The 25932-nt window shown below is 64.1% G+C and carries 22 protein-coding genes; 9 read left to right on the top strand and 13 right to left on the bottom strand.

The window, feature by feature from the left end:
• Nucleotides 1–61 precede the first annotated feature (61 nt).
• The 10 genes from RTQ46_RS18755 to RTQ46_RS18710 form a co-directional block, all read right to left on the bottom strand.
• Complete coding sequence (locus RTQ46_RS18755) at nt 62–973, bottom strand: PfkB family carbohydrate kinase (RefSeq protein ID WP_312438969.1); 912 nt, start codon at nt 971–973, stop codon at nt 62–64.
• Nucleotides 970–2595 carry an alpha-amylase family glycosyl hydrolase gene (locus tag RTQ46_RS18750; protein ID WP_312438967.1) on the bottom strand — a complete coding sequence of 542 codons (1626 nt, stop codon included), beginning with the start codon at nt 2593–2595 and terminating at the stop codon, nt 970–972. The genes RTQ46_RS18755 and RTQ46_RS18750 overlap by 4 nt, the downstream gene beginning before the upstream one ends.
• Nucleotide 2596: 1 nt before the next feature.
• On the bottom strand, nt 2597–3487 hold the full coding sequence (malG, locus tag RTQ46_RS18745; protein WP_312438966.1) for a maltose ABC transporter permease MalG: 891 nt from the start codon (nt 3485–3487) through the stop codon (nt 2597–2599).
• 10 nt (nt 3488–3497) lie between these two features.
• Complete coding sequence (gene malF / locus RTQ46_RS18740; RefSeq protein ID WP_312438964.1) at nt 3498–5009, bottom strand: maltose ABC transporter permease MalF; 1512 nt, start codon at nt 5007–5009, stop codon at nt 3498–3500.
• A gap of 153 nt (nt 5010–5162) precedes the next feature.
• The gene (gene malE / locus RTQ46_RS18735; protein WP_312438962.1) at nt 5163–6383 is read right to left on the bottom strand and encodes a maltose/maltodextrin ABC transporter substrate-binding protein MalE; all 1221 of its coding nucleotides are present in this window, start codon (nt 6381–6383) and stop codon (nt 5163–5165) included.
• 97 nt (nt 6384–6480) lie between these two features.
• The gene (locus RTQ46_RS18730) at nt 6481–7569 is read right to left on the bottom strand and encodes a sn-glycerol-3-phosphate ABC transporter ATP-binding protein UgpC (protein ID WP_312438961.1); all 1089 of its coding nucleotides are present in this window, start codon (nt 7567–7569) and stop codon (nt 6481–6483) included.
• Nucleotides 7570–7647: 78 nt separating this feature from the next.
• Nucleotides 7648–9288, bottom strand: a complete 1641-nt coding sequence (locus tag RTQ46_RS18725) for an alpha-amylase family glycosyl hydrolase (protein ID WP_312438959.1) — start codon at nt 9286–9288, stop codon at nt 7648–7650.
• Between the two features lie 241 nt (nt 9289–9529).
• A complete protein-coding gene (locus tag RTQ46_RS18720) occupies nt 9530–10543 on the bottom strand; it encodes a substrate-binding domain-containing protein (RefSeq protein ID WP_312438958.1) in 1014 nt (337 codons plus the stop codon).
• 304 nt (nt 10544–10847) lie between these two features.
• Entirely contained in the window at nt 10848–12068 is a 1221-nt protein-coding gene (locus tag RTQ46_RS18715; protein ID WP_312438956.1) for a carbohydrate porin, read from the bottom strand.
• A 169-nt stretch (nt 12069–12237) separates the two neighbouring features.
• The gene (locus tag RTQ46_RS18710; RefSeq protein ID WP_312438954.1) at nt 12238–13752 is read right to left on the bottom strand and encodes an MFS transporter; all 1515 of its coding nucleotides are present in this window, start codon (nt 13750–13752) and stop codon (nt 12238–12240) included.
• Between the two features lie 104 nt (nt 13753–13856).
• Here RTQ46_RS18710 and RTQ46_RS18705 point away from each other — a divergent pair, with 104 nt between their 5' ends.
• From RTQ46_RS18705 to RTQ46_RS18695, 3 genes are all read left to right on the top strand, one after another.
• A complete protein-coding gene (locus tag RTQ46_RS18705) occupies nt 13857–14762 on the top strand; it encodes a LysR family transcriptional regulator (protein ID WP_312438953.1) in 906 nt (301 codons plus the stop codon).
• A gap of 309 nt (nt 14763–15071) precedes the next feature.
• Entirely contained in the window at nt 15072–16190 is a 1119-nt protein-coding gene (locus RTQ46_RS18700) for a patatin-like phospholipase family protein (RefSeq protein ID WP_409518353.1), read from the top strand.
• Nucleotides 16191–16260: 70 nt separating this feature from the next.
• Nucleotides 16261–17892 carry a methyl-accepting chemotaxis protein gene (locus tag RTQ46_RS18695; protein WP_312438952.1) on the top strand — a complete coding sequence of 544 codons (1632 nt, stop codon included), beginning with the start codon at nt 16261–16263 and terminating at the stop codon, nt 17890–17892.
• Nucleotides 17893–17901: 9 nt separating this feature from the next.
• On the opposite strand, the gene RTQ46_RS18690 is transcribed toward RTQ46_RS18695, so the two are convergent.
• A complete protein-coding gene (locus RTQ46_RS18690; RefSeq protein ID WP_312438950.1) occupies nt 17902–18870 on the bottom strand; it encodes an IS1595 family transposase in 969 nt (322 codons plus the stop codon).
• A gap of 338 nt (nt 18871–19208) precedes the next feature.
• On the opposite strand from RTQ46_RS18690, the gene RTQ46_RS18685 reads away from it, so the two are divergent.
• From RTQ46_RS18685 to RTQ46_RS18670, 4 genes are all read left to right on the top strand, one after another.
• Nucleotides 19209–20063 (top strand): creatininase family protein, encoded by an 855-nt coding sequence (locus tag RTQ46_RS18685; RefSeq protein WP_312438948.1) that lies wholly within the window; start codon nt 19209–19211, stop codon nt 20061–20063.
• 58 nt (nt 20064–20121) lie between these two features.
• A complete protein-coding gene (locus RTQ46_RS18680) occupies nt 20122–21390 on the top strand; it encodes a YncE family protein (protein ID WP_312438947.1) in 1269 nt (422 codons plus the stop codon).
• 13 nt (nt 21391–21403) lie between these two features.
• On the top strand, nt 21404–21742 hold the full coding sequence (locus RTQ46_RS18675; protein WP_312438945.1) for a DUF2628 domain-containing protein: 339 nt from the start codon (nt 21404–21406) through the stop codon (nt 21740–21742).
• Nucleotides 21743–21975: 233 nt separating this feature from the next.
• Nucleotides 21976–22611, top strand: coding sequence for a phasin family protein (locus tag RTQ46_RS18670; RefSeq protein WP_312438943.1), 636 nt, complete (start codon nt 21976–21978; stop codon nt 22609–22611).
• A gap of 100 nt (nt 22612–22711) precedes the next feature.
• Here the strand turns inward: RTQ46_RS18670 and RTQ46_RS18665 are convergent, their stop codons facing one another.
• Nucleotides 22712–23632 (bottom strand): alpha/beta hydrolase, encoded by a 921-nt coding sequence (locus RTQ46_RS18665; RefSeq protein WP_312438942.1) that lies wholly within the window; start codon nt 23630–23632, stop codon nt 22712–22714.
• 76 nt (nt 23633–23708) lie between these two features.
• Nucleotides 23709–24599: a LysR family transcriptional regulator ArgP gene (locus RTQ46_RS18660; protein WP_312438941.1), complete on the bottom strand. Its 891-nt coding sequence runs from the start codon at nt 24597–24599 to the stop codon at nt 23709–23711.
• Nucleotides 24600–24810: 211 nt separating this feature from the next.
• On the opposite strand from RTQ46_RS18660, the gene RTQ46_RS18655 reads away from it, so the two are divergent.
• Nucleotides 24811–25416, top strand: a complete 606-nt coding sequence (locus tag RTQ46_RS18655; protein WP_312438939.1) for a LysE/ArgO family amino acid transporter — start codon at nt 24811–24813, stop codon at nt 25414–25416.
• Nucleotides 25417–25481: 65 nt separating this feature from the next.
• Nucleotides 25482–25931 (top strand): thioredoxin TrxC, encoded by a 450-nt coding sequence (gene trxC, locus RTQ46_RS18650; RefSeq protein WP_312438937.1) that lies wholly within the window; start codon nt 25482–25484, stop codon nt 25929–25931.
• Nucleotide 25932 lies beyond the last annotated feature (1 nt).

Raw genomic sequence — 25932 nt, 5'->3', positions numbered from 1 at the left:
AATCCGCAGCCATTGTGCCATGCGGGCGTTAGCATGCCGCCATGCTTGATAGAATTTTAAGTCATAAGCTAGTGCGGTCTTGATATAAGTCCAGCATTTCCGTTTTGCCGATAAAACGCTCATGCGTGCCGCGGTGGGCGCAGGCAAAGGCGCCGCCGATGGCGCCGCGGCGCATGGCGGTGTGCACGCTCTCGCCAGCCAGCCACGCATGCAGGAACGCCGCCACGAACGAGTCGCCCGCGCCATTGGTATCGAGCACCGGCAGGCCCAGTGCTGCGCATGGGAAGTGACGTACATTGTCCTTGCCCCGTTCCAGCAGATAGGCGCCGTCGCCGCCGGCCATGGCAACCACGGCCTGCGCGCGGCCCTGGTCCACGATCTCGTGCATCACGCCGTCGCGCCGGTCCCCGAGTGCCGCCGTGCTGAGAAACACCAGGTCCGAGTAAAATGCAAACACCCGGTGGTGCGGATTGACGCCGTCCCAGTCGTGCAGGTCGGTCGAGACGGTGGTGCCGCTGGCCAGCGCGTCGTCATACAGGTGCGCCACCCAGGCCATGATGGAAAAGTGTGCGTGGCGCGCCGGTGCCAGATAGGGCAGGTAGAAATTGGCCGGCATGCGCAGGCTCTCGGGATGGCGGCCGTCGTACAGCGACAGGCGTCGTCCCTGCGGATCGAGCAGGTTGACGCTGCGGCGCGTGCCGGACGGCTCCACCAGGTAACTGAAATCGAGCCTGATTTCTTTGTAGCGCTGCAGGATGGCCGCGCCCTGCGCATCGTCGCCGATAAAGTCGATGAACTTGCAGCGCAGCCCCAGCGCATGGCAGCCCTGCGCCACGCCATTGCCGGTGTGCGCCACATAGTCGAGAATCGGCGGCACGTGCAGCGAATCGGCGGCAGGCAGGCGCAGGTCGGGGACCTGCACGATGGTGTCGATGCCGGCGCCGCCGACCACCAGGATATCGTAAGTGCTCATGGTGCGCTCTCCAGTAATACGGTGCCGTCTGCGATGATGTCGACGGCGCCATTTTTCACGATGTAGTTTCGATTGGCATAGGCGTCGCGCAATGCCGCGCCGTCGGCAAACAGGCCGTGCACCTTGAGCGTGACCGGGCCTTGCGCGTCCGGTGCGACGATGACCTGGTCGGCGCCAGATACGCGGGCAAAGGCATATGGCGCGTCGCCGGTCGAACGGTGTTCGCCGCGCGCCAGCGCCGGGTGGCGCAGGCGGAACTGGCCCAGTTTCCTGGCATGGGCCAGCATGGCGGTGTCGAGCGACTGCCAGTTCATGTCGGAGCGGGTCGCCTGCTGTTCGTCGCCGGCCGGCGCGCTGCCGGGCAGGCGGCCGCTTTCATCGCCATAGAACAGCTGCACGCCGCCGGGCGCCAGCAGCAGGGCGGACAGGCCGTGTTTGCGCTGCCCGCGCGGGAACAGGCTGGTGTCGTGCGAGGAGATATACGACAGGATGTCGTACCGAGGACCTTGGCCCAGCAGCTGCGCATACTGGCGGTACACGCCGTCGATGGCTTGCCAGTCGCCGCCGGCGCGGGCCTGGAAATCGAAATTGAGCATCGAGTCGAACCCCGCGTCATGCCAGCTGCTGCGTTCGGGACCATGGCCCCACGCTTCGCCCGTCATCCAGAACGGCGCGTCGTCGATGGCTTGCTCAGGGTGGCGCGCCTTCCAGTCGGCCAGCGCTCCGGTGGCGGCCGCGCGCAGGGCCAGCCAGGTTGCCGGCTCCACATGCTTGACGGTGTCGGCCCGAAAGCCATCGACGCCGAATTCGCGCACCCAGTCGGCCAGCCAACGCACCAGGTAGCCGCGCACGGTGGTATCGGGCAGGGCAACGGCGCGTGTATCGTTTTTCCGCTGCAGGATGGGTGGCAGTCCTGCCGCCTTGCTACTTTCCGTGCGAAAGTCGGGCAGGTAAGCGAGCTGCATCGTGAAGTCGTCCTGGCCGCCATCCGGATAGCCGGGCAGGCCGGCGCGCACCCAGTCCGGCCCCCACCACTGCCTGAAGTCGAAATTGTTATAGTCGACAAAGCCGTGATAGTCGCGCAGGTTCGCTTTTTCATGGCCGGGCCACAGGACAGGAACTTTATACTCTGCCAGCGTGCGCAGGTCGGCATAGCCGGGGTGGTTGAGCACCACGTCGAACAGCACGCGGATGCCCTGCGCGTGGGCGGTGGCGATCATCTCGCGCAGCTCCTCGCGCGTGCCCATGTTGGCGTCCATGGTGGTGTAGTCGAGCGCCCAGTAGCCGTGGTAGGCGTAGTGCCTGAACGACTGCTTGCCGCCGACCACCCAGCCGTGGATCTGTTCATATGGCGCCGTGATCCACAGTGCGTTGACGCCCAGTTCCTTGAACCAGCCAGCTTTCAATTTCTCCGTGATGCCGGCGAGATCGCCGCCGTGGAAGCTGCCGCTATCGCCGCCTTCCGGGTCGGCCGCCCGGCCATACGAATGGTCGTTGCCGGGATTGCCGTTGGCGAAACGGTCAGTGACCGCAAAGTAGACGATCGGATTGTCTGAAAAGCTGGCCGCCTGCGCCGGTGCGCAGAAAAGCAGGGCGGCGATGGCGGTCAGCACGGGTCTCATGTCAGCCTTTCACGCCGCCAGCCGTCAGGCCGGAAATCATCCACTTCTGCGCCAGCAGGAACACGGCCGTGATCGGCAAGCCGGACAGGATGGCCGCAGCGGCGAAGTCGCCCCACAGGTATTTTTGCTCGTACAGGAACAGCTTGGAGCCGACCGCCAGCGTCAGGTTGTTCTGTTCATGCAGCAGCACCGAGGCGATCGGGTATTCGATGATCGCGCCGATAAACGACAGCAGGAACACCACCATCAAAATCGGCACCGTCATCGGCAGCAGCACGTAGACAAAGGCCTGCCACTGCGAAGCGCCGTCGACCTTGGCCGCTTCCTCGATCTCGATCGGAATGGTTTGATAATAGCCCTTGATGGTCCAGATATGCATGGCGATGCCGCCCGTATAGGCCAGCACCAGGCTGCCGTGGTGGTCGATGCCCAGCCACGGCACATAGCTGCCCAGCAGATCGAAGATGGCGTAGATGGCCACCAGCGCCAGCACGGCCGGGAACATCTGCAGCAGCAGCAGGGCTGACAGGGTCTGCGACTTGAAGCGGAACTGCATGCGCGCAAACGCATAGGCGCAGGTGGTCGACAGCAGCACGGTGAGCGTGGCGCTCATGGTGGCCACCTTGATCGAATTCCACAGCCACAGCAGCACGGGGAAGTCGGGTTCGACCAGCGCGCCGTTGGGCGCCTGGTAGGACATGCCCAGCGCCAGGCGCCAGTGCTCGAAGCTGATCTCGGGCGGTATCAGGCTGCCCGAGGCGAAATTGCCCGGACGCAGCGAGATCGACAGGATCATCAGGAAGGGAAACATCACCAGCGCGATCAGCGCGATCACGGCGATGTGCGCCGCGACGATGCGCCAGCGGTTGGAACGGTCGACAACGATAGCCATGGCTTGTTCCTTAAGCTTTGTTCATGCGCGTCAGGCGCATGTTGACCAGCGAAATCGCGGCCACGAGGAAGAAAATCAGGGTCGAGATGGCGGCGGCCAGGCCGAAGTTCTGGCCCGAATCCTCGAACGCGATGCGGTAGGTGTACGACACCAGCAGGTCGGTGGTGCCGGCCGGCAGGGTGGTGTCGAGAAAGTCCGGACGCCCGCCCGTAAGCAAACTGATCAGGACAAAATTGTTGAAGTTGAAGCCCAGGCTGGCCACCATCAGCGGCGTCAGTGGCTTGATGATCAGCGGCAGGGTGATCTTGAAGAAGTTGGTCAAGGGTCCCGCGCCGGCCAGCGCGGACGCTTCGTACAGGTCGGACGGAATCGCCTTGATCAGGCCCATGCAGACCACCATCATGTAGGGGTAGCCAAGCCAGGTATTGACGATCAAAATCATGGCCTTGGCCAGCGTGGTGTCGGAGAACCAGGCCGGCTTGATGCCGAACAGGGCGTCGAGCACCAGGTTGATCTCGCCGAAGTTATTGTTGAACAGGCCCTTGAACACCAGGATGGAAATGAAACCGGGCACCGCGTACGGCAAAAACAGCAGGGTACGGTACAGGCCGCGGAAACGCAGCGCATCCCAGTTCAGCAGTACGGCCAGCACCATGCCCAGGCCCGTCGTCGTGGCCACGCTGATCAGCGCGAACACGATGGTCCACACAAAAATGCGCAGGAAGGGGCCGCGGAATGCCTCGTCCGAAAAGATCTTGACGAAGTTGGCAAAGCCTACATTGACCTTGAAGCCCGGTTCCAGCCTGGTGCCGTCCGGCATTTCATAGAAACCCGTCTTGAAGTTCGGTTTGACCAGCTCGCCGGTGGCGACTTTTTTCAGCGTGTTGTCGGGCAGCTGCCTGTAGACATGCGCAACAGGGCCGAATTCGCGCAGGCCCACCATGCGCAGCTCGATCTTGTTTGGCAGCACGAGCGTGAGCAGCTTCAGATCCTTTTGCAGCGCGATTATGTCCTTGATGCCCAGCGGCTCGGCCAGCACGGGCGCTTGCACCGGATCAACCGGTGCGGCCTCCACCGACAGCGGCACGGCGCGCTTGAGCGCCAGCGGCGCGGTCAGCAGCACCTCGCCCGTGTCCGGGCTTTCCAGGCGCAGGCGATACTCCTTGTTATCGGGATGCACCGTCATCGCGTAGCCGGCGCTTTCCACGCGCTGCGTTTCGTCCAGCAGATACTGCGTGGCGCGCTCGTAGGTGAGCAGGTTGCGCGAACTGAAATTGGTAAAGCCGATCGACACCGTGTACACCAGAGGCAGCAGCACGAAGACGATCACCGCCGTAATGCCGGGGAACAGGTAGCGGTAGGCATAGGCGCGCGGCGACGTGAAGACAAACGTCGTCAGCGTCAGCAAGCCAAGGAAGACGGCGGCCAGCATGGTCTGGCCGGAGATATACAATAAAAACAGCAGGTACAGACCCAGCGCCATGCTGATGGTCAGTACCGTGGGGCCGATAAACTTGCGCACGATGGGATACCTGTGAAAATGGTGCTGAATGTGATGCGTTTTGGCGTAGGCCGGATTAGCGGCCACGCCGCGTAATCCGACATCAGGTGCCAGCCATGTTGTCGGATTACGGCCCTTTGGGCCTGATCCGACCTACGCTCTGAGCCGCCTTGCTTAATTGGCGGTCGTAATCCGCTTCGCCGCCGCATCCAGACCTTCCTTGGTCGACTGGCGGCCTTGCGTAATGTTTTCCAGCGCCGATTGCATCGACGACCAGAAGCGGCCCATTTCCGGGTTGTTCGGCATCGGGCGGCCGGCCTGCGCGCTTTCCATGGTGGCCTGGATGTTCGGGTTCGATTTCAGTTCCGCGAACAGCACCTTGTTGGCGGGCGTGCCGAGCGGCACGTCGGCGTTGATGGTTTTCAGGCCATTAATCTGCAGCATCTGGTTTTCCAGGAATTCGACGGCCAGGTCCTTGTTCGGACTGGCTTTCGAGATCATCGCGCCGAGCACGCCAACGAATGGCGTGGCGGTCTTGCCGGCCACGGTAGGAATCGTCGCCACGCCGAAGTTGATCTTCGACTTGCGCGCGTTGTCCCACGACCAGGGGCCGTTGATCATCATGGCGATCTTGCCCTGGTTGAAGCCCGCTTCCATTTCGGCGTAGCCGGCGCCCTTGGCCATCGCGCCGCTGTTGATCAGGTTCATGACGGCGTTCACGCCCGCCACCGAACCGGCATTGTTCACGCCCGTCTTCGACGCATCGTAGCGGCCATCGGCCTTGACTTCAAACGGATAGCCGCCGCCCGCGCCCAGCAGCGGCCAGGTGAAGTAGGTATTCGTGTAATCCCACAAGATGGCTATCTTGCCCTGTGCGGACAGTTTCTTGTCCAGCGCGGCGATTTCCTCGAACGTCTTCGGCGGGGTCGGCACCAGGTCCTTGTTGTAGACCAGCGCCACCGCTTCGATCGACATCGGGTAGCCCCAGGTCTTGCCGCTGACGGTAAAGGCATTCCAGGCCAGCGGCAGGATGGCGGCGCGCGCCTCCTTGCTCGGCGTGACCGGCTGCAGCAGGCCGGCGTCGATCCAGCCGCCGATGCGGTCATGCGGCCAGATCCAGATGTCCGGGCCTTTGCCGGCGGCGGCGGCCTGCTGGAACTTGTTCGGCGCGTCTTCCGGATGCTCGACCACGACCTTGACGCCGGTCTTTTTGGTAAATTCCTCGCCGACCTTGGCCAGGCCCTTGTAGCCCTTGTCGCCGTTGATCCAGATCAGCAGGGTGCCCGCTTCGGCCGCATGCGCCATGGTGGCGGCGGCCAGGTTGCCGATGCCGGCGAGAGCCGCGGCCACCAGGGTGGTTTTGATGAGGCTGCGTTTGGTGTTGTGTAAGGACATGTCGATCTCCAGTGCTGTTTTTATGATGATGCGGTTCAAGGCTGGGTTGAAACCGGCCAGGCGGCGCCCATGGCGCCTGGCCGCAAACGACCGTGGGTCAGGTGCGTGTCTGGCCGTGTTCGTCGAATACATGGACGCGCGCGGCGGCCACCTGCAGCGCCACCTGCTGGCCGATGGCCCAGTCGGTCTCGGCGTCGGCGCGCACCACCAGCGGCTCGTCGCCGCCCGGCACGGCCACATACAGGTAGCTGATGTCGCCCAGTTTTTCCACCGCCTGCACCTGCGCCGTGATGGCCGAGGCCAGCGTGCCCGGCGCGCAGGCCTGCACATGCTCGGGACGCGCACCGACCGTCACGGCGGTGCCGTTCGGCAGCGGCTGCGTCAAGCTGGCTTGCAGCAGGCCGCCGGCGGCAGTGGCGATGGTCGCCACGCCATCGGCATGCGACTGGACTTTACCCTTGAGGAAATTCATGCGCGGCGAGCCGAGGAAGCCGGCCACGAACAGGTTGGCGGGGTGGTGATACAGTTCAAGCGGCGCGCCCACCTGCTCGATGCGGCCCGCGTTCAGCACCACGATGCGGTCGGCCAGGGTCATCGCCTCGACCTGGTCGTGCGTCACGTAGATCATGGTCGAGCGCAGTTCGCGGTGCAGGTTGGCCAGTTCGATGCGCATCTGCACGCGCAGCGAGGCGTCGAGGTTGGACAGCGGTTCGTCGAACAGGAACACGTCGGGTTTGCGCACGATGGCGCGGCCAATCGCCACGCGCTGGCGCTGGCCGCCGGACAGGTCTTTCGGTTTGCGTTCAAGCAGCGGCTCGATGCGCAGGATCTGCGCGGCGCGCTGCACGGCGTCGGCAATCTGCACCTTGCTCATGCCGGCCAGCTTCAGGCCAAACGCCATGTTCTGCGCCACGCTCATGTGCGGGTACAGCGCATAGCTCTGGAACACCATGGCGATGCCGCGCTTGGCGGGCGGCACGTCGTTCATGCGCGTCTTGCCGATATACAGGTCGCCGCCGCTGATCTCCTCCAGCCCGCAGATGCTGCGCAGCAGGGTGGACTTGCCGCAGCCGGACGGCCCCACGAACACCATGAATTCGCCGTCGGCGATCTCCAGGTCGATGCCGTGCAGGGTCTGCACGTCGCCATAGGCCTTTTTCAGGCCGCTTAATTTCAATCCTGCCATTGTCTTCCTCGCTCAATCCGGCCCCGCTGAAACGCGGGGCTCATTATTGTAATTGCCGGCATTGCTGCCGCCAGACACTTATGCCAGTGTGCCGAACCAGCCGCCGTGGGCGGGCAGGGTGATGCTGCCGCCCTGCGCGCTGCCGACCAGGCCATGGCCACCGAGGTCGGCCGCACCGGCCGCGGCCGGCCAGTCGAACGTGACGGCCTCGGTGCCCAGGTTGAAGGCGGCCAGGATGGCGGGGTGGCCGTCGAGGTCACGGCGCAGGGCCAGCACCGGTTCGGGCGCATCGAAGAAACCGATCTCGCCGCGCAGCAGTTGCGGCTGCGTGCGGCGCCAGGCCAGGATGGTCCGGGCAAACTGCAGTGGCGAGGCGGCATCCTGCTCTTCCACGTCGACCGCGCGCGCCAGATGTTCGGGCGGCACCGGCAGCCACGGTTTTGCAGCGCTGAAGCCGCCGTGTGGCGCATCGCCCGCCCACGGAATCGGCGTGCGGCAGCCGTCGCGGCCCTTGAACTGCGGCCAGAACGGAATGCCGTACGGGTCCTGCAAGGCCTCGAAAGGAATGTCCGCTTCGGTCAGCGCCAGCTCGTCGCCCTGGTACAGGCACGGCGTGCCTTTCAGCGCGACCTGCACCGCCAGCACCACCTTGGCCAGCGATGGGGCAGGGCGGTCGCCGCCCCAGCGCGTCATCACGCGCACGCTGTCGTGGTTGCCGACCGACCAGGAAGCCCAGCCATCGGTCACTTTCGCTTCGAATTCTTCCACCTGCCTGCGGATATGCGCGGCCGAAAACTCGGCCGTCAGCAGGTTGAAGCTGTAGGCCATGTGCAGCTTGTCGCCGCCGGTGGTGTAGGCCGCCATGGTGGCCAGCGCATCGTCGTCGCCCACTTCGCCGATCGAGATGGCCTGGTATTCGTCGAGCACGGCGCGCACGCGCTGCAGGTAGGCGATGTTTTCCGGCTGCGTCTTGTCGTACACGTGGGCCTGCATGCCGTACGGATTGACGGCCGAGACGCTGCTCGCATCGCGCCGGGCGGCCGGCGGATTGTTGCGCAGCTGCTGGTCGTGGTACGGGAAATTGCAGGAGTCGAAACGGAAGCCGTCGACGCCGCGTTCCAGCCAGAAACGCAGGTTGTCCAGCTGCGCCTGCTGCACGGCCGGGTTATGGAAATTGAGGTCGGGCTGGCTGGCCAGGAAGTCGTGCAGGAAATACTGGCCGCGGCGCGGCTCCCATTGCCAGGCCGAGCCGCCGAATACGGACAGCCAGTTGTTCGGCGCCGTGCCGTCCGGCTGCTGGTCGGCCCACACATACCAGTCGGCTTTCGGATTGTCGCGGCTTTCGCGGCTTTCGACGAACCACGGATGGTCGTCGGACGAATGCGACAGCACCTGGTCGATCATCACTTTCAGGCCCAGCTCATGCGCGCGTGCCACCAGGCGGTCGAAGTCGGCCAAAGTACCAAACATCGGGTCGACATCGCAGAAGTTGGCCACGTCGTAGCCGAAGTCTTTCATCGGCGAGGTGAAGAAGGGCGAGATCCAGACGATATCGGCGCCGAGGGCGGCAATGTAATCGAGTTTGCTGGTAATGCCCGGCAGGTCGCCGATGCCGTCGCCATTGCTGTCGAGGAAGCTGCGTGGATAAACCTGGTAGATGACGGCGCTGCGCCACCAGTCGGCGGGCAGGTTGGCAAGATTGTTCTTGATGGTCGGCATGGATAATTTGTGAACGCTGGTTGGAAGGCGGTGTCTTGTTTTATATTCAAAGCGCTTTGGGTGTGAAATGAGTATAGTTCAAAGCGCTTTGAAAAGTAAAGCGATAAGCTGTACTGAATAGTGTAAATATTTAGCGGATGAGAAGTCGAAACCCCAAAACGAACACTGGGGTCGGACGGGGACGCCTAGTCCCTCAGGGTCCGACCCCAGATGTTCGCGGGTTTCGCAGTGAGAAGGTAAATCAGGTGTTGACGACAGGCCCCGCCGATTCCCCGGGCAGCAGCTCGCACGGCCACAGCTCCTGCAAGTCCGTGGCCGGCGTGCCGTCGAGCAGGGCCAGCAGCATCTGGATCATTTTCGCGCCGGCGCCGCGCGGGTCGGGCTGGACCACGGTGGTGACGTTGTGGCCGGCCAGCGAGTCTTCCATCACGCCCCAGACGATCAGCGACATCTCGCTGCCGATCGCCACGCCGGCGTCGAGCAGCGCGCGCATGGCGCCCACGCCCGACATATGGTTGTCGACGATGACGGCGGTGGGGCGCGGCGAGCGGGCCAGCAGGCGCTGCATGGCCTGGTAGCCGGCGCGGCGGTCGTGCGCGTTGTCGACCAGGTTGTCCGGATCGACTGGCAGGCCGCCGGCGCGCATGGCGTGCTGAAAGCTCTCGACGCGCTGGCGCACGAAATTCAGGTCGGGCGTCGCGCTGATCAGGCCGATGCGCTGGTGGCCCAGGGAAGCCAGGCGTTCGACGGCCAGGCGCATGCCGGCTTCATTGTCGTAGTCGAACCACGCATGCGGCGAATTGAGCTGGGTGCGCCCGTGCGCGACAAACGGCATGCCCTGCTGCGCCAGGTAGGCGATGCGTTCGTCGAACGGCTTGGTGCGCCCGACGATCAGGCCGTCGATGCGGCGGCCCTTGACCATCCGTTCATAGGTGCGAAATTCATTGGTGGCCGAGGCGGGCGCGATCATCATGTCCATCTGCTGCGCTTCGAGCGCTTCGGACATGCCGCCGACGATATCGATGAACATCGGGTCGGCCAGGTCGTTCGGCATCAGCGGATAGATGATGCCGACGATATTGGTGCGGCCCACGGCCAGGCTGCGCGCCATCGGGTTGGGCCGGTAGCCGGCCGCCTGCGCGGCGGCCATCACGCGTTCGCGCGTGCGTTCGCTCACTTCCGGATAGCCATTCAAGGCGCGGCTGACGGTGGTTTCGGAAATTCCTAGCGTTTTGGCGAGATTTTTGAGGTTCATGGATGCTGCGTCAGGGGTGGATCTTGCCGCTGCCTTCGGCCGGTGACAGGCCGCCGTGGGCACGGTGCGATGGCAGCCAGTTTATCCGATAATGGATAACTTGATCAGGGAACTGCGGCCGGTGGCGGCGCAAAAAAATACGCGGGCAAACCCGAGGGCGCCCGCGCTGAAAGAGGATTGCTGAATCACTACATGAAACTGCCGGCCATCGGGTGCAGCGGCCCGACGGTGGTTCCGGTTGCTGCGGTGTTGCTGCCAGAGGTCAGGCCTGATGGCCTGACCTCACCTTTTCTTCAAGAGGCTGTTACCACCAGCTCTCTACCTGGAAGCCCATCGAGCTGCCACTGGTTTTCCCGCCAAACACGCCGGTCGACGACAGCGCCGATTCGGCCACGGCCGCCGACTGCGCCGCCTTGTTCCATTTCGCGTAGGTGTAGAAAGCGCGCAGCACGGGGCGCGACCAGAAGCTGTTGCCGGCCGACAGTTGCGGCGCGATCGTCAGCTTGGTCAGGTTGCGCGTCTTGTCGCCTTCGGGCTTGACGATGTCGTGGCCCAGTTCCACCGCCAGGCTGTAGTTGTCGCTGAAGTGGTAGATCGGACGCGCGCCGACCGAGGTCCATTTGCTGCTCACGCCCGAGGTTTCCTTGTCTTCATACACGAATGTCGCCATGCCGGACCACGAACCCTTCGGCTGCACCATCAGCTGTTCCGTCAGGCGCACGACCTTGTCGTCGCGGTCGGCGGAGAGGGTGGCGCCGCCCGTGTTGGCGCCGCTGCCCTTGCCGAACTGCAGCGCCACCTTGTTGTAGCCGCCCAGCAGGTTGCCCTGCGTGTGCATCAAAGTCAGCAGGTGGCCGCTGGCCACCGGCGCCGCGCCGTCGGCATTGCGCTTCTGGTTGAACTGCGCGCCGACGGTCAGTTCGCCGTCCGGGTTGACCTTGATGCCCGAGAAGCGCAGGTCGTGCGACAGCGCCATGCGCTTGCTGTCGGTGTCGTCGGCGGTGCGCACGATGGCGTAGGCCAGCTTGGCTGCGCCCAGGTCGATGTTTTCCAGGCCGGCGCCAGGGCCGCTGTTGTTCCAGAAGTAGTAATCGGTGATATGCACGTCCTGGCGGTCGTAGTAGCGCTTGCCGACCCAGGCGCGCGCTTCGGCAAAGGCGCCGGTGCCGATCTTGTCGGCCACCACGTTCAGCTCGCGCCAGGCCGGGTCGGACTGTTCCCAGTCGAAGTTCTGGTTGACGGAAAACGCCACCAGCGTGTTGATGCGGAAGGTGGTGCCGTTGGCGGCCTTGAACGCTTCGCCGCCGAATTTGAGCTCGCCATAGGTTTCGCACTCATTGCCGAGGCGGTATTTCGACGACGCGCCGGCCAGGCCGAAGCACGATTCCTTGCCGCCTTCGCTGCTGGTGCCGAAGCCCGAGCGGAAGTAGCCGCCGAAATCGATCGGCAGGGCGGCCTGGGCTGCGGAAGCGCTGAGCGCCAGGGCGACAGCCGCCGGCAAGGTTTTCAAGAAATGCTTGTTCATCTTATCTCCAGTATTTTTATAGGTCCAGGACCGGCGCCGTTCCAATCGGAAAGCAGCGTGGTCAAAGCGCTTTAGTTCTTCCTCAAAGCGCTTTGGAGTATAGTTCAAAGCGCTTTGATAAGTAAACTGATTCAATGCTGGAAATTTCGGTGCCTGTTGCTTGGAAACGTCAGGGTGCCGGGGCGGCGACTCCGGCAGGCTGGCGCAGGAACACCAGCAGCAGCACGGCGGTGGCGCCGCTGATGGCTGCCAGCACCTGCAGCAAATGGTGGAATGCGAGGCCGTAGGCCGCTGCCAGTTCGGCGGCGCCCAGCTGCGGCAACAGTTGGCCCGCCTGCTGCAACTGGCCGATGGCCAGCAGCGGCGCGGCCAGCGCGGCATCGGGCGCGGAAACGCCAGGCACGGCGCGCAGCGCTGCCAGCGTAAAGGTGGCCAGCAGCGCCGCGACAATGGCCAGCGCGATGCCTTCGCCGGCCACGCGCGTGGTATTGAAAATGCCGGCCGCCATGCCGGCCCGTTCCACCGGCACCACGCTCACCGCCAGGCCATCCATCAGACCCCACGGCAGGCTGATGCCGGCGCCGATCAGCAGCAGCGGACCCAGCACGGCGCTCTTCGGCGTGCCGGGCGGACATTCTGCCAGCCACAGCAGGCCGGCAGCGGCCAGCAGCAGGCCGACGCTGCAGATGTGGCCGGCCGGGACGCGCTGCGCCGCCAGCCCGGCCAGCAGCGGCAGCACCAGCATCGGCGCCGACAGGGCCAGCAGCATCGCGCCCGCCGCCTGCGCGCTGTCGCCGTCGATGCCGATAAAGCGTGCCGGCAGCAGCACCAGCAGCACCACGAACGAAAACGCGGGGGCGGCGGCCAGCAGCTGCACCCCGGCAAAGGCGGGCAGGCGGAACAGCGACAGGTCGAGCATGGGGCGCGCATGGCGCTTTTCCACCAGCACGAAGACGGCCAGCAGCAGCGCCGCGCCACCCAGCAAACCCCAGCTGGCAAGGCTGTTCCAGCCACTGGCGGGCGCCTGCAGCAGGCCATAGGTCAGCAGCGACAGGGCGGCGGTAAAGCTTGCCGCGCCGGCACGGTCCAGGCTGGCGGCCTGCGGATCGCGCGATTCGCGCAAGGTGCGCATGCCCAGCAGCAGCGCCAGCAGGCCGGCACCGGCCGTCGCCAGGAACAGGCTGCGCCAGCCGGCGGCCGCCACCAGCACCCCCGCCACGATGGGCCCGAACGCCAGGCCGGCGCCAAATGACGTGCCGATCAGGCTGAAAGCGCGTGCCCGGGGCGCGCCGTCGAACTCCTGCGCCAGCGCCGCCAGTCCGCTCGACAGGGCCAGCGCGCAGCCCAGGCCTTGCGCCGCGCGCAGCACGCCCAGTACCGCGATGGTGGGCGCCAGCGCCAGGGCAAAGGCGGCCAGCGCAAACAGCGCCATGCCCAGCAAAAACAGGCGCTTGCGGCCATGGCGGTCGGCCAGCGCACCGGCCGCCATCAGGCAGCCGCCAAAGCTGAGCATGAAGGCATTGCTGATCCAGGCCAGCGCCAGCGGACTGCCTGGCAGGTCAAGGGCAATGGCGGCAGTGGCGATGGCGGGACCGGTAAAGCTCAGCGGCATGCACAGCGCGGCCAGGCAGACGGCGGCCAGCACCAGCAGGCGGCGCGCCTTGTCGGAAGAAAATGAGGTCATGATGGAATTCCTGAAAGTGGGAATTCAATGATAGGATGGCTTGAATCGCTTAAAAAGTAGCTGAAAATCCTCTAATAGCGGACAAAAATTCCCCAATCAAGCCTATGGACAATCTGAATGGCATTGCCGCCTTCGTGCATGCGGCGCAAACCTGCAGCTATGTGGCAGCGGGACGCCGGCTCGGGGTATCGGCCTCGGCGGTCGGCAAAAGCGTGGCGCGGCTGGAAGAAAAGCTGGGCGTGCGGCTGCTCAACCGCAGCACGCGCCGCATCAGCCTCAGCAACGAAGGCGCGCTGTTCTACGAGCGCTGCCAGCGCATCCTGGCCGATATCGAAGACGCCGAGGCGGAGCTGTCGCACCTGGCCGAGGCGCCGCGCGGCAAGCTCAGGGTCAGCCTGCCCGTGATCGGCTACCGCATCATCCTGCCGCTGCTGGCCGAGTTTACGCGCCAGTATCCCGAGATCGAACTCGATCTCGATTTCAATGACCGGCTGGTCGATGTGGTGGCCGAGGGCATCGATGTGGCCGTGCGCAGCGGCACGCTGACGGACTCACGGCTGATGGCGCGCGAACTGGGACCGTTCGGGTTTGCCATCGTCGGCTCGCCAAGCTATCTTGCCCGCCATGGCGTGCCGGAGGTTCCGCGCGCGCTCGAATCGCATGCCTGCGTGCGCTATAAATTTCCCAGCACCGGCAAACTGCAGGACTGGCTGCTGCAACTGGACGAAGGGCAGGGCGCGCCCGAACTGCGGCTGCGCACGGCGCTCACCTGCAACAATATCGAAGCGCTGATCGGCGCCGCCAGCCAGGGCGTGGGCCTGGCCTATCTGCCCGACTTTATCGTCAGCGACGCCGTTGCGCGCGGCGAACTGCAGCCCGTGCTGCAGCCGTATCTGCGCACCGCCAGCAAGTTCTGGGTGCTGTGGCCGTCGAGCCGCCATCTGTCGCCGCGCCTGCGCGTGTTTGTCGATTTTCTGTGTGCCCATCTGCAGTTTTCCGGCCGGCCATAACGCTGCAATCAGCGCCAGCCCGCCGCCTGCGCAAATATTGTCATATTTTCTATGTAGCAACACTTATTGGCAGATTTTTACAATTATTTTTGTTGCACCGCAACACCGGCAAGCCGCATGCTGCCTGCTTATGGGGTTGCTGAATATCGCTTATACGTTAACTAAATTGCCATGTGGAATTTATTTATGTTAATTTAATATCTCATTTTGCAACATTGTTCTGCGGGAATAGTGAAGCAGCTTTGAGCTATATCAAACAAGCGATCATTCATCCAGGGGCGCAGTACGCTCCATCATCGAGGAGTGTGCATGAAATCAGTCAATAAAGCAGAAGCGGTGAGCATGGCTTCGGCAACGGTGCGGCCGGCCCGCAAGACCGGCCTGCTGCTGGGCGGCGGCGCCCCCAATTCCACCCTGATCGCCGGCGCGCTGGCCGCGTTTGTCGACGCAGGGCTGGAGTTCGACGTTATCTCGGCATCGGGCGCCGGTGTACTGATGGGCCTGCTGTACACCACGCCGCACGAGGCGACGCCGCGCCAGGCGCTGCAAAGCTGGGCCGATACCGGCGTGGCCGACAGCATCTACAAGATGATCCCGATTAACTACAAGATTTTCCAGAAGCCCGGCATGCAGGCCAGCACCTTCCGCGATGTGTTCCAGCCACCAGCGAGCAACCCGTTTGTGCAGGCATTCAAGCAAACGTTTGCGGGTGCACCCACTGCCTGGTCTGACTGGGGCAAGCTGATGCTGTCGTCGCTGTCGCCGTCGGACCTGTCGTCGAAAAGCCTGGGCCTGTGCGCGCATCTGCCGTTCCTGGAAAAAGCCGTCGATTTTTCGGGCGTGAAAACCATGCGGCCGCAGTTCTACATCAACGCCTACAACCTGACCGAACACCGCATGCAGAACTGGGGCAAGCACGAGATCGGTCCCGAGCACGTGCGCGCGGCGCTGTCGTTCCCGTTCCTGTATGCGCCGACCACGATCGCCGGCAGCGACTTTATCGAAGGCGCGGCGCTCGATACCCTCAATTTCGACCCGTTTATCGAAGGCAAGGGCGAGCATCACGATGCCGATACCCTGGTCATCCTCGATATCCTCGGCGATGAACGCCTGCTGCGCAAACCGCGCAACCTGTATGACGCCTGGGTGCGCTCCATCATCACGCCGCTGGTAAAGATTTCCAAGTCCGAACTGCGCCTGTTCGAACTCGAGCACAACACGGACGCCCGCACGGGCCAGCCCAAGCGCCGCCTGCTGAAACTCGACCTGATGGGCGGCATACCGGAGCAGCACTGGCCCGACACGCTGGACTGGTCCAATTCGAACATGAAACTGCTGTTCGACGTGGGCTACAAGGCGGGCGCGGCGTTTTGCGCTGAACACGGCGAATTGCTGCACCGCACGCAGGAAGCGGCACTGGCTGCCTGACGTTTCACGTTATTACATTCACTCACAACCTTATTGACCCCACTAACTCCGCTTCAATGCCGAGCACATCATGAATATCACCAAGCAATTAATTCTGACCCTGACCATCGCCTTGCTGGCCCTGCTGTTGCTGGGCGCCGGCGGCGCCATCCAGCTCAAGCGCTCCCAGGAGCGTTTCGATACCGTCCAGAACCGCATCATTCCCAGCATCCAGGGGCTCAATGCGGCCAAGGCTGCCCTGACCGATTCGCGCCTGGCGGGCTACCGCCTGTCGGTGTTCTCGAACCTGGCCGACAAGACCGCGCTGGACAAGGCGCTGGCCGCCGCCAACAAGGATTTCGACGACCAGATCGCCCGATACCGTGCCGAACGCATCTACGATGAAACCGACCGCAAGATGCTCGACGCCGACCAGGCTGCGATGGAAGCCTATCGCCGCGCGCTGGTGCCGTTCTTTGCCGCCGCTTATGCGGACGACCTCGAAGCTGTGCGCGCCACCTTGCTGGCCGGCACGCCACTGGCCCTGACGGCCGCCGCCGCCAAGAAAAGCCTGGATGATCATATCGCCTACAACAACAAGCTGGTGTCGGACGTCAAGGCCGAAAGCCTGGCCGCCTACGACACGGCCATCAACACCATGCTGGCCGTGCTGGCTATCGCAGTGTTGCTGACCGGTACGCTGGCCTGGCACATCTACCGCACCATCAGCGGCGGCCTGGGCAATATTCAGTCGACGCTGGAGCGCGTCAGCGCCACGCTGGACCTGTCGTCCTCCATGCCGGTCGAGCGCATGGACGAAGTGGGCCGCACCGCCACCGCCTTCAACCAGTTCCTCGAACGCATTGTCGAAGTGATCGCCACCGTGCGCACTTCGGCCGATACGGTCAGCGTGGCCGCCGGCCAGATTACCGCCGGCAATGCGGACCTGTCGGTACGCACCGAACAGCAGGCCTCGTCGCTGGAAGAAACCGCGTCCAGCCTGGAAGAGCTGACCTCGGCCGTGCGCCAGAACACGGATAACGCCCGCCAGGCCAATACGCTGGCCGTGTCGGCCTCGGAAGTGGCCAGCAAGGGCGGCGCCGTGGTGGCGCAGGTGGTCGGCACCATGGGCTCGATCAACGCCTCGGCGAAGAAGATCGCCGACATTATCGGCGTGATCGACGGCATTGCCTTCCAGACCAATATCCTGGCGCTGAACGCGGCCGTGGAAGCGGCGCGTGCCGGCGAGCAGGGCCGCGGCTTTGCCGTGGTGGCCACCGAAGTGCGCAACCTGGCCCAGCGCAGCGCAGCGGCGGCCAAGGAAATCAAGGGCCTGATCGAAGACTCGGTCGAGAAGGTCAATACGGGCAGCGTGCTGGTCGACCAGGCCGGCGCGACGATGGAAGAAATTGTCACCAGCATCAAGCGCGTGACCGACATCATGGGCGAGATCGCCAACGCCAGCCACGAACAGAGCGCCGGCATCGAGCAGGTCAACCAGGCCATCTCGCAGATGGACCAGGTTACCCAGCAGAACGCGTCACTGGTGGAAGAGGCCGCCGCCGCCGCCGCTTCGCTGCAGGACCGTGCCGTGGAACTGGTCGATGTGGTGGCGGTATTCCGCCTGCGCGGCGACGCCGGCGGACGCAAGCTGAGCGTGGCCGGTGGCTTGCCGCCGGCAGCAACGCCGCGCCGCGCGCCGGAGCAGCGCTTGCTGGCTTGATTTTGTTGGCTATGTCACCGACAGATGGGGGAACATGCCCAAGGTGGCCCTGAGCAAGCTTTCGGGCGACAAGATCCTCCTGGCGTCGAGTATCCAGCGCCAGCCCAGATAGTTGGGCAAGTAGCGTGTTGCCACGCCATGAAACGGGCGCAGCCACTGCCGCAGACGGCTGTGATAGGCGTTGACGTTTTGCACGTGGATCGCGCCCCGCGCCCGGATGCCGGCCCGCAGATTCACCGCCTCATGCAAGATGCCAGCCTCCCGCGCAAACACGGGATAGGCCGGATGGCCATCGCTGACCAGCAGGATGTCGCGGTCGATCACGGGGGGCAGGCAACTGTGCAATTTCGCCTTGGTCAGCTGCCCCGGGCCTGAGACGAAGTCAACGGTTTGCCCGGTGCGGTCGCGCGCCACCAGCACGCAGACGTGGTCGTTTGAAATACCGCGTTGCCTCGCTTTGCCGCCGCGCCGGCGCGCCGGACGCGTCAGGTGCCGCGATCCTTTTTGCGACTCCAGCACATACATCTCGTCGGCTTCGGCGATGCCATGCAGGCAGTGTGGCCGGTCGGTCCTGGCCAGCGACAGAAAACGATGACGCCAGCGAAAGCTGGTGTTGCGATGTACCTGGACTTGCTCGGCCGCCTTGCGCACGGAAAACGAGTTCAGCATGCAGCCGGCATAGGCCAGCCAGCGTTCCTTGTGGCGCAGGTGCGCCAGCGGCGTGCCGCTCAAGGCGTTGAAGGTTTTGCCGCAGGGGACGCAACGATAGCGCTGCAATTGGTTGGCATGGCCATGCCGGTGAAAATGTGTCGAATGGCAAGCTGGGCAATGCAAATGCGCCTGTGCCGCTTGTTCGATCACGGTAATGTTCGCGTCCTGCGACGCGCCGTCGCGCAACAAGTCGCTGCTGATAACACGCTGGCGCTGTGACAGTTGCGTGAGCTGCTTGCGAAACAGTTGCCACTGGGAGGCGTTCATTGCATGCTCCTGGAAGAAAATAACTGATTGTTTAGATTCCAGCAAATCCAGCACGTTCCCACGTCTTGCGATGACATAGCCATTTTGTTAACCCGGCAGCGAAACTGCCGGCGTCCGACCCGACGGGGTCAAGCATCCCGGTGGGATGCTTGACGATCCGAAGGACTGACCCCGGATTTTGCTTCCGGGTTCAAATTTTGCCTGTAGTCAATTCGCACCAAACACTTTCAAATTAACGTGCCGTTCGTGTCATGATGGAATACAATTCCTCGTGGCAGCCAGCTTGCCTGGTCTCGCCAGGGTTGCTGTCACGCCTGACGACCACGGAAAGAAGTTTGATGATGAATTTGCAGTACCGCCTGCCTCCCGCGCCCCGCGCCTGCCTGCTCGCCCTGACCCTTGCCCTGCCTTTGTCCTGCCTGACGGCTCCCGCCGTGGCTGCGCCATCGTCCAGCGTGGTGCTGGAAGAACTGACCAGCACAGAATTGCAGGACCGCATCGCGCATGGCGCCACCACCGTGCTGGTGCCGATCGGCGGCGTCGAGCAGAGCGGCCCGTATATTGCGCTGGGCAAGCACAATGTGCGCGCCGGCATCCTGGCGCGCCAGATCGCGCAAAAGCTCGGCAATACCATCGTTGCGCCCGTCGTGTCCTATGTGCCGGAAGGCAGTATTTCGCCGCCGGCTGGCCATATGCGCCACGCGGGTACCATTTCGATACCGCCGGCCGCCTTCGAGGCTGTGCTGGAAGGCACGGCGTCCAGCCTGCGCCAGCATGGTTTCCGCGACATTATTTTCCTCGGTGACCATGGCGGCTACCAGAAGAACGAGCAGAATGTCGCTGCCAAGCTGAACCGGGCCTGGACCAAAAGCGCCGGCAAGGATGCCCGCGCTTGGGCCTTGCTCGACTACTACGACATTACCCAGGCCAAATTTATCGCCGAGCTGCAGAAGCGCGGTTTCAGCGCTGCCGAAATCGGCCTGCATGCGGGCCTGGCGGATGCGGCGCTGATGCTGGCGACCGATCCGTCGCTGGTGCGCACTGACGCCATGGCGCATGGCGCGAAGCCGGGCGTGGCCGATGGCGTGCGCGGCGACGCCACGCGGGCCACTGCCGAGCTCGGCCAGATCGGCGTCAAATTGCAGGTCGACACGTCGGTGGCGGCCATCAGGCAATTGCTGCAGCACAAATAATTTTCCATCCGGGCGCCAGCAGCGTCCGGCATTTGCAACGAAAACACGCGAACCCACCATGAAAATACTCCAGCGACGCACCATCGTCACCGTTTCCGCCCTGGCCGCCGCACTGGCCGGCCTGGGCGTGGCCAGCCAGGTTATCGGCGCGGCAGCACCCGTACCGGCGCCTGCCGCCGCAGCTGCCTATTCGCCGCTGCCCGGCATGCCGGCCCTGACCGACCCGAAAAATGTCTACGGCAGCATCGGCCCATCGAACATGAGCGCCGTGGTCAAGGACCATCTGCCGCGCGTGTACGTGCCCAACCTGCGCTCGAACGACGTGTATGTGATCGACCAGGAAAGCCTGAAAGTGGTCGACAAGTTCAAGGTCGGCAGCGGCCCGCAGCACGTGGTGCCGGCGTGGGATTTGCGCACCCTGTGGGTGGCCAATAACGCCGAGCGCACCGACAAGGGCAGCCTGACGCCGATCGATCCGCTGACGGGCAAGCCGGGCAAGGAAGTGCCGGTCGACGATCCCTACAATATGTACTACACGCCGGACGGCAAGTCGGCCATCGTGGTGGCCGAAGCGCGCCACCGCCTGGACTTCAGGGATCCGAAGACGATGGCGGTGCAGTATTCGATCGACACGCCACAGTGCGGCGGCATCAACCATGCCGACTTTTCCAACGACGGCCGCTACGCCGTGTTCACCTGCGAATTCGACGGCACGATCGCCAAGATCGACCTGGTGGGCCGCAAGGTGGAAGGCTACCTGAAGCTGCAGATGCCGACCAAGCGCTTTGCCGAGTCCGGTCCGGTCGGCGGCCCGGCCAATGAAATCTGCAGCGTCAAGAAAGGCATGCCGCAGGACATACGCATCTCGCCGGACGGCAAGAAATTCTTTATCGCCGACATGGACGCCGACGGCGTGCACATCGTCGATGGCGCCACGCTCAAGGAAATCGGTTTTATCCAGACCGGCGTCGGTGCGCACGGCCTGTACCCGAGCCGCGACGGCAAGAAGCTGTACGTGGCCAACCGCGGCACGCACCGCATCCATGGCAAGCGCAAGGGCAAGGGCAGCGTCAGCGTGATCGACTTCGCCACCGAAAAAGTGGTGACCCAATGGGTGATCCCGGGCGGCGGCAGCCCTGACATGGGCAATGTCTCGGCCGACGGCAAATACCTGTGGCTGTCGGGCCGGTTCGACGATGTGGTGTACCGCATCGACACGGCCGGCGGCGCTGTCTCGACCGTAAAAGTCGGGCAGGAGCCGCACGGCCTGACCGTCTGGCCGCAGCCGGGCCGCTATTCGCTGGGTCACACCGGCAATCTGCGCTAATCCCAGGGATGGCATGAAACCGGGCAGCACCCTGTACGCGGACGGCACCGGCCGCTATGCGTATGTGAATGCGGGCTTTTCCTGGCCCGCCTTTTTCCTCGGCCCCCTGTGGGCGGTCGCCAAGCGCCGCTGGTGGTGGCTGCTGCCCATGCTGTGCCTGGACCTGGCCCTGTCGGCGGGCAGCGAGCTGGCCACCGGCCACGAGTTCGATGCCACGCTGCTGCTGGTGGCGGGCGCCCAGCTCGCTTACCTGATGGCGCGCGGCTGGTATGGCAACCGCTGGCTGGAAGCGTCGCTGCGGCGCCAGGGCTATGTGCGTGTGCTGCCGGGTGTTCCTTCCTGGCCCGCATAATTTTCTACCTTCAATTTTGACGCTTGCCAACGGCGGGCGTTTTCAATAAGTTTTCTGCGCAGCCCTGCGTACCTTTGATCCATATCATCCCTGCGCAGTGGTGCTCACGTAGTCTTGGGGCTCGCGTTGCAAAGCATCTGTCCACCAGTCGGCTATGTTTTTCGCGTATCGCCTGATGTCGCATCGAGCAGCATCGGTATTTATCCCAACGTCACGTTTAATAAGGAAACTCCATGTATCCATACTCGCGTAATGTCACCCCTGCCGCCAAAAACCATCTGGAAGCCCAATTGTCGTTTTTTAACGGCATCTCGAAATCGCTGTTCCGCTCGGTACAGCAGATCAGCGACCTGAACGTGCAGCTGGCACAAGGCCTGCTGGAAGAAACCACCATCGCTGCCCAGAACCTGCTGACGGTCGACCGTCCGGAAGATACGCTGCAGGTTGCCGCCGCCTCCGGCCAGCCGGCTGCCGAGCAGCTGCGTGTGTATCAGCAGAAACTGTCGCGCCTGGCCGCCGACACCCAGGTGGAGCTGGCCAACGTCGCCGAGCAGCATGTGTCGGAAACCAGCCGCACGGCCAAGGCACTGGCCGAAGAAGTGGCGCGCACGGCATCGGAAGAAACGGAAAAAAATATCCGCAAGCAGCAGGAAACCATGCAGCGCATCGCCGAGCCGTTCCAGGGCTTCCAGAACGGCAACGGCTACAGCCGCGACCAGCGCAGCGCCCAGGGCCGCGAAGGCCAGAGCCTGCAAAGCGCCGGCCAGGGCAGTTCGCAGTCGGGCAGCGCCGAAAGCAACCCCAGCAGCACGCCATCGGCCAGCAGCACGTCGTCGTCCGGCAGCAAAACCAGCAGCCGCAAGGAGTAAGCCGGCCGGGGCTGAACTGACTGCGCGGGGACCGAGACCCGTCATGGCAGTACAGCCCTGAGTCAGTCCGCCAGCCTTGCTGCGCCATGGCGCCCGTTCTTTACTGAACGGGCGCTTTTTCTTTCTGCACAGCCGGTGCCGTTGTCGCGGCGGCATGGGCGTGCGCATGGTCGTCGATAAATGCGCTGACGCTGTCAAGCGTAGGCGCCAGCATGCGCAGCGGCGCCGCCAGCGAGGCAACCAGGGTGACGTGATTGATGCCGTCCAGATACTGTTCCGTCACGGGCCGATGCGCCGTGCGCAAGGCAGCGGCCAGCCCGCCCGTATTGCGCTGCGGATTGACCAGGCTGTCCTTGCCCGGTTTGGGTGCGATCAGCAGGGCCGGCGGCGCGTCAGGCGTCACGTGATGGATCGGCTGCGAGGAGGCGGGCGTGTCGGGGAAAAAGAATACCGGCCGGGTGTTGATGTTTTCGACCGGCAGGAAATCGTAGGGTCCGGCCAGGCCGATCCAGCCGCGCAGGTCCTGCGGCCGCATGCCGTGGCGCGCCAGCAGGCTGGCGTCCAGCGCCACCATGGCCGCGTTATAGGCACCCGCGCTATGGCCCATCACGAACAGGCGCGTGGGGTCGCCGCCGTAGCGCCGCACTTCCAGCGCTGTCCAGGCCACGGCGCGCGCCGCATCCTGCAAAATTTCCGGGTAGTGCACTTGCGGATAGAGCCGGTAGTCGGCGATCACCGCCACGTAGCCGCGCGATGCCAGCGCATGGCCGACAAACGCATAGTCGGCCCGCTCGCCCGAATTCCAGTTGCCGCCATAAAAGAACACCACCACCGGCGACAGTCCCGCATGGTTTTTCGGCGCATAGACATCGAGTTTTTGCCGTGGCAACGGTCCGTAGGGCAGGTTGGCGCTGACCTGCGACGCAGCGCCGGGCGACAGCGCATTCAGGGCCGATAGCGGCGAGCAGGCGACCAGCCCGGCGACGAGCAGGCTCAACAAGGTATAGCGCGCAATGCTCATGGGACCGCCTTGTTTGTCATGTTGGCTCCAGTGTAGGCCAGGCGGGGCAGGGGGCGCACACTGCTGAACTCGCCGCTCATGGCTGCAGCAGCCATTTGCGGGCGGTGGCGATCACGGCGTCCGACAGCGTGCGCGTGAGCGGCGTCTGGATATCCCAGGCATGCCAGATCAACGGCACATCGAGCGCTTCGCCGGCGGCCACGTCGACCAGCTTGCCGGCAGCCAACGCCGTTTCCGCCTGCAGCAGCGGCACCATGCCATACGCATAGCCCGCTTCGATAAAGCGCACGAAGTCGCGCGCCGAACCGAGCACATGATGCGGATAGCGCCCCGTGTAGCCGAGACGGTGTTCCAGATAGCGTTCGTGCAGCGCATCCTTGCTGCCGAAGGTAATCGCCGGGGCAGCGCCGACCGCTTCTGCCGTGAAGCCGTCGGCGAACCATTGCGCGGCAAACGCGGGCGAGGCCACGCACAGGTAGCGCATGCGGCCCAGCGGGGTGGCGGTGGTGCCGGCCACGAGATCCGTGGCGCTGGTGACGCAGGCAAACACGCGGCCCTCGCGCAGCTGGCTCAGCGTGTGGTCCTGGTCGTCGAGGCGGATATCGAGCAGGCACGACGGCGGCGTCAACAGCGGCCCCAGCGCTTCGGCGATCCAGGTGGCGGCGCTGTCGGCATTGACGGCGATCGCCAGTTCGGGCAGGAGGGTAGTTGGCCCCGGCTGCGCGTCGAGCGCCGCTTCCAGCAGCTTCACCTGCCGGTAGTGGGCGATCAGGCGCTGGCCTGCTTCCGTCGGCAGCGGCGGATGGCTGCGGATGACCAGCAAAGTGCCTTCCAGGTTTTCCAGCGTGCGGATGCGTTGCGACACGGCTGGCTGGCTGATCGCCAGCGCCTGCGCCGCCTTTTCAAAGCTGCCCAGGCCGATCACGGCATCGAGCGCCGCCAGTCCGCGGTAGTCGACTACGCGCATAAGTATCTCTTATATATGGTTAGAATCATTCATTATACTTATGTTGCGTCGCACCGTAAAATGATGGCTTAGGGTAACAACTTCCTCCGCGCGCGGCTCTGCTGGCACTGCCGCCGCCCACTGTCCTTCTACCTTTTACAGCCCGCCGCGCGTGTTCCGGCCGGGCGTGGGCGGCTGCGCGCGCGAGGAAAGCAACAACAAGGAAATCACCATGGATAGCGCAATCTTCTTGAAAGGCATGGGCCTCGGCGCCAGCCTGATCGTGGCCATTGGCACGCAAAACGCCTTCCTGCTCAAGCAGGGACTGAAACGCCATTATGTACTGACCTGTATCCTGGTCTGCCTGCTGTGCGACGCACTGCTGATTTCGGCCGGCGTGGCCGGCATGGGTACGGTCATTGCCAACAATCCGAACTTCCTGCTGTGGGCCAAGGCCGGCGGCGCCACGTTTCTGATCGCCTACGGCCTGCGCGCGGCGAAATCGGCCTGGCGTCCCGCCGCCCTGACGGCCTCGACCGCCAAGGCGCCCGAGGGCTACTGGGCCGTGATCGGCGCGGCGCTCGCGTTCAGCCTGCTGAACCCGCACGCGTTTCTCGACACGGTGATCCTGCTCGGCTCGATTGGCGGCCAGCATGAAGGCAGCGGCCGCTTCTACTTTGCCGGCGGCGCCATCATGGCCTCGGCGCTGTGGTTCTTCGTGCTGGGCTTTGGCGCGCGCTACCTGGCGCCCGTGTTTGCGAAACCGGTGGCCTGGCGCGTGCTCGACGCCATTATCGCGCTGGTGATGTGGGCAATCGCCGCCTCGCTGTTCCTGTAGGCAGCGCTACGGAAGACGGCAGGGATTTCTGCTAAGGTATGGTTTTATGACAAGCCCCGGCCATCATGACCACCACCAGCCCAGAATCCCTGCATATCGTCTGCCCCCATTGCGACGCCGTCAACCGCCTGCCGCCGGCGCGCCTGCGCGAACAGCCCACCTGCGGCAAATGCCGGAAGGATCTGTTTACGGGCGCGCCGGTAGACCTGGCCAGCGCCCGTTTCCTCAAGCATGTCGAGCGCACCGACATTCCCGTGCTGGTCGACTTCTGGGCGCCGTGGTGCGGCCCGTGCCGCACCATGACCCCGTTCTACGCCCAGGCCGCCAAAACACTGGAGCCGGCGTTTCGCGTGGTGAAAGTCAATACCGAAGCGTCGCAGGATATCGCCGCGCGCTTCGCCATCCGCAGCATCCCCACGCTGGCGCTGTTCCAGAACGGCATGGAAGTGGCGCGCCAGCCGGGTGCGGTCGATGCCAATACCATCGTCAGCTGGGCCAGGAGCAAGGCGAGGTAGC

Source organism: Janthinobacterium sp., assembly GCF_031995485.1.
GTDB lineage: Bacteria > Pseudomonadota > Gammaproteobacteria > Burkholderiales > Burkholderiaceae_D > Janthinobacterium.
The sequence above is the reverse complement of the archived record's forward strand: the minus strand, read 5'-3'. Positions and strand labels throughout refer to the sequence as shown.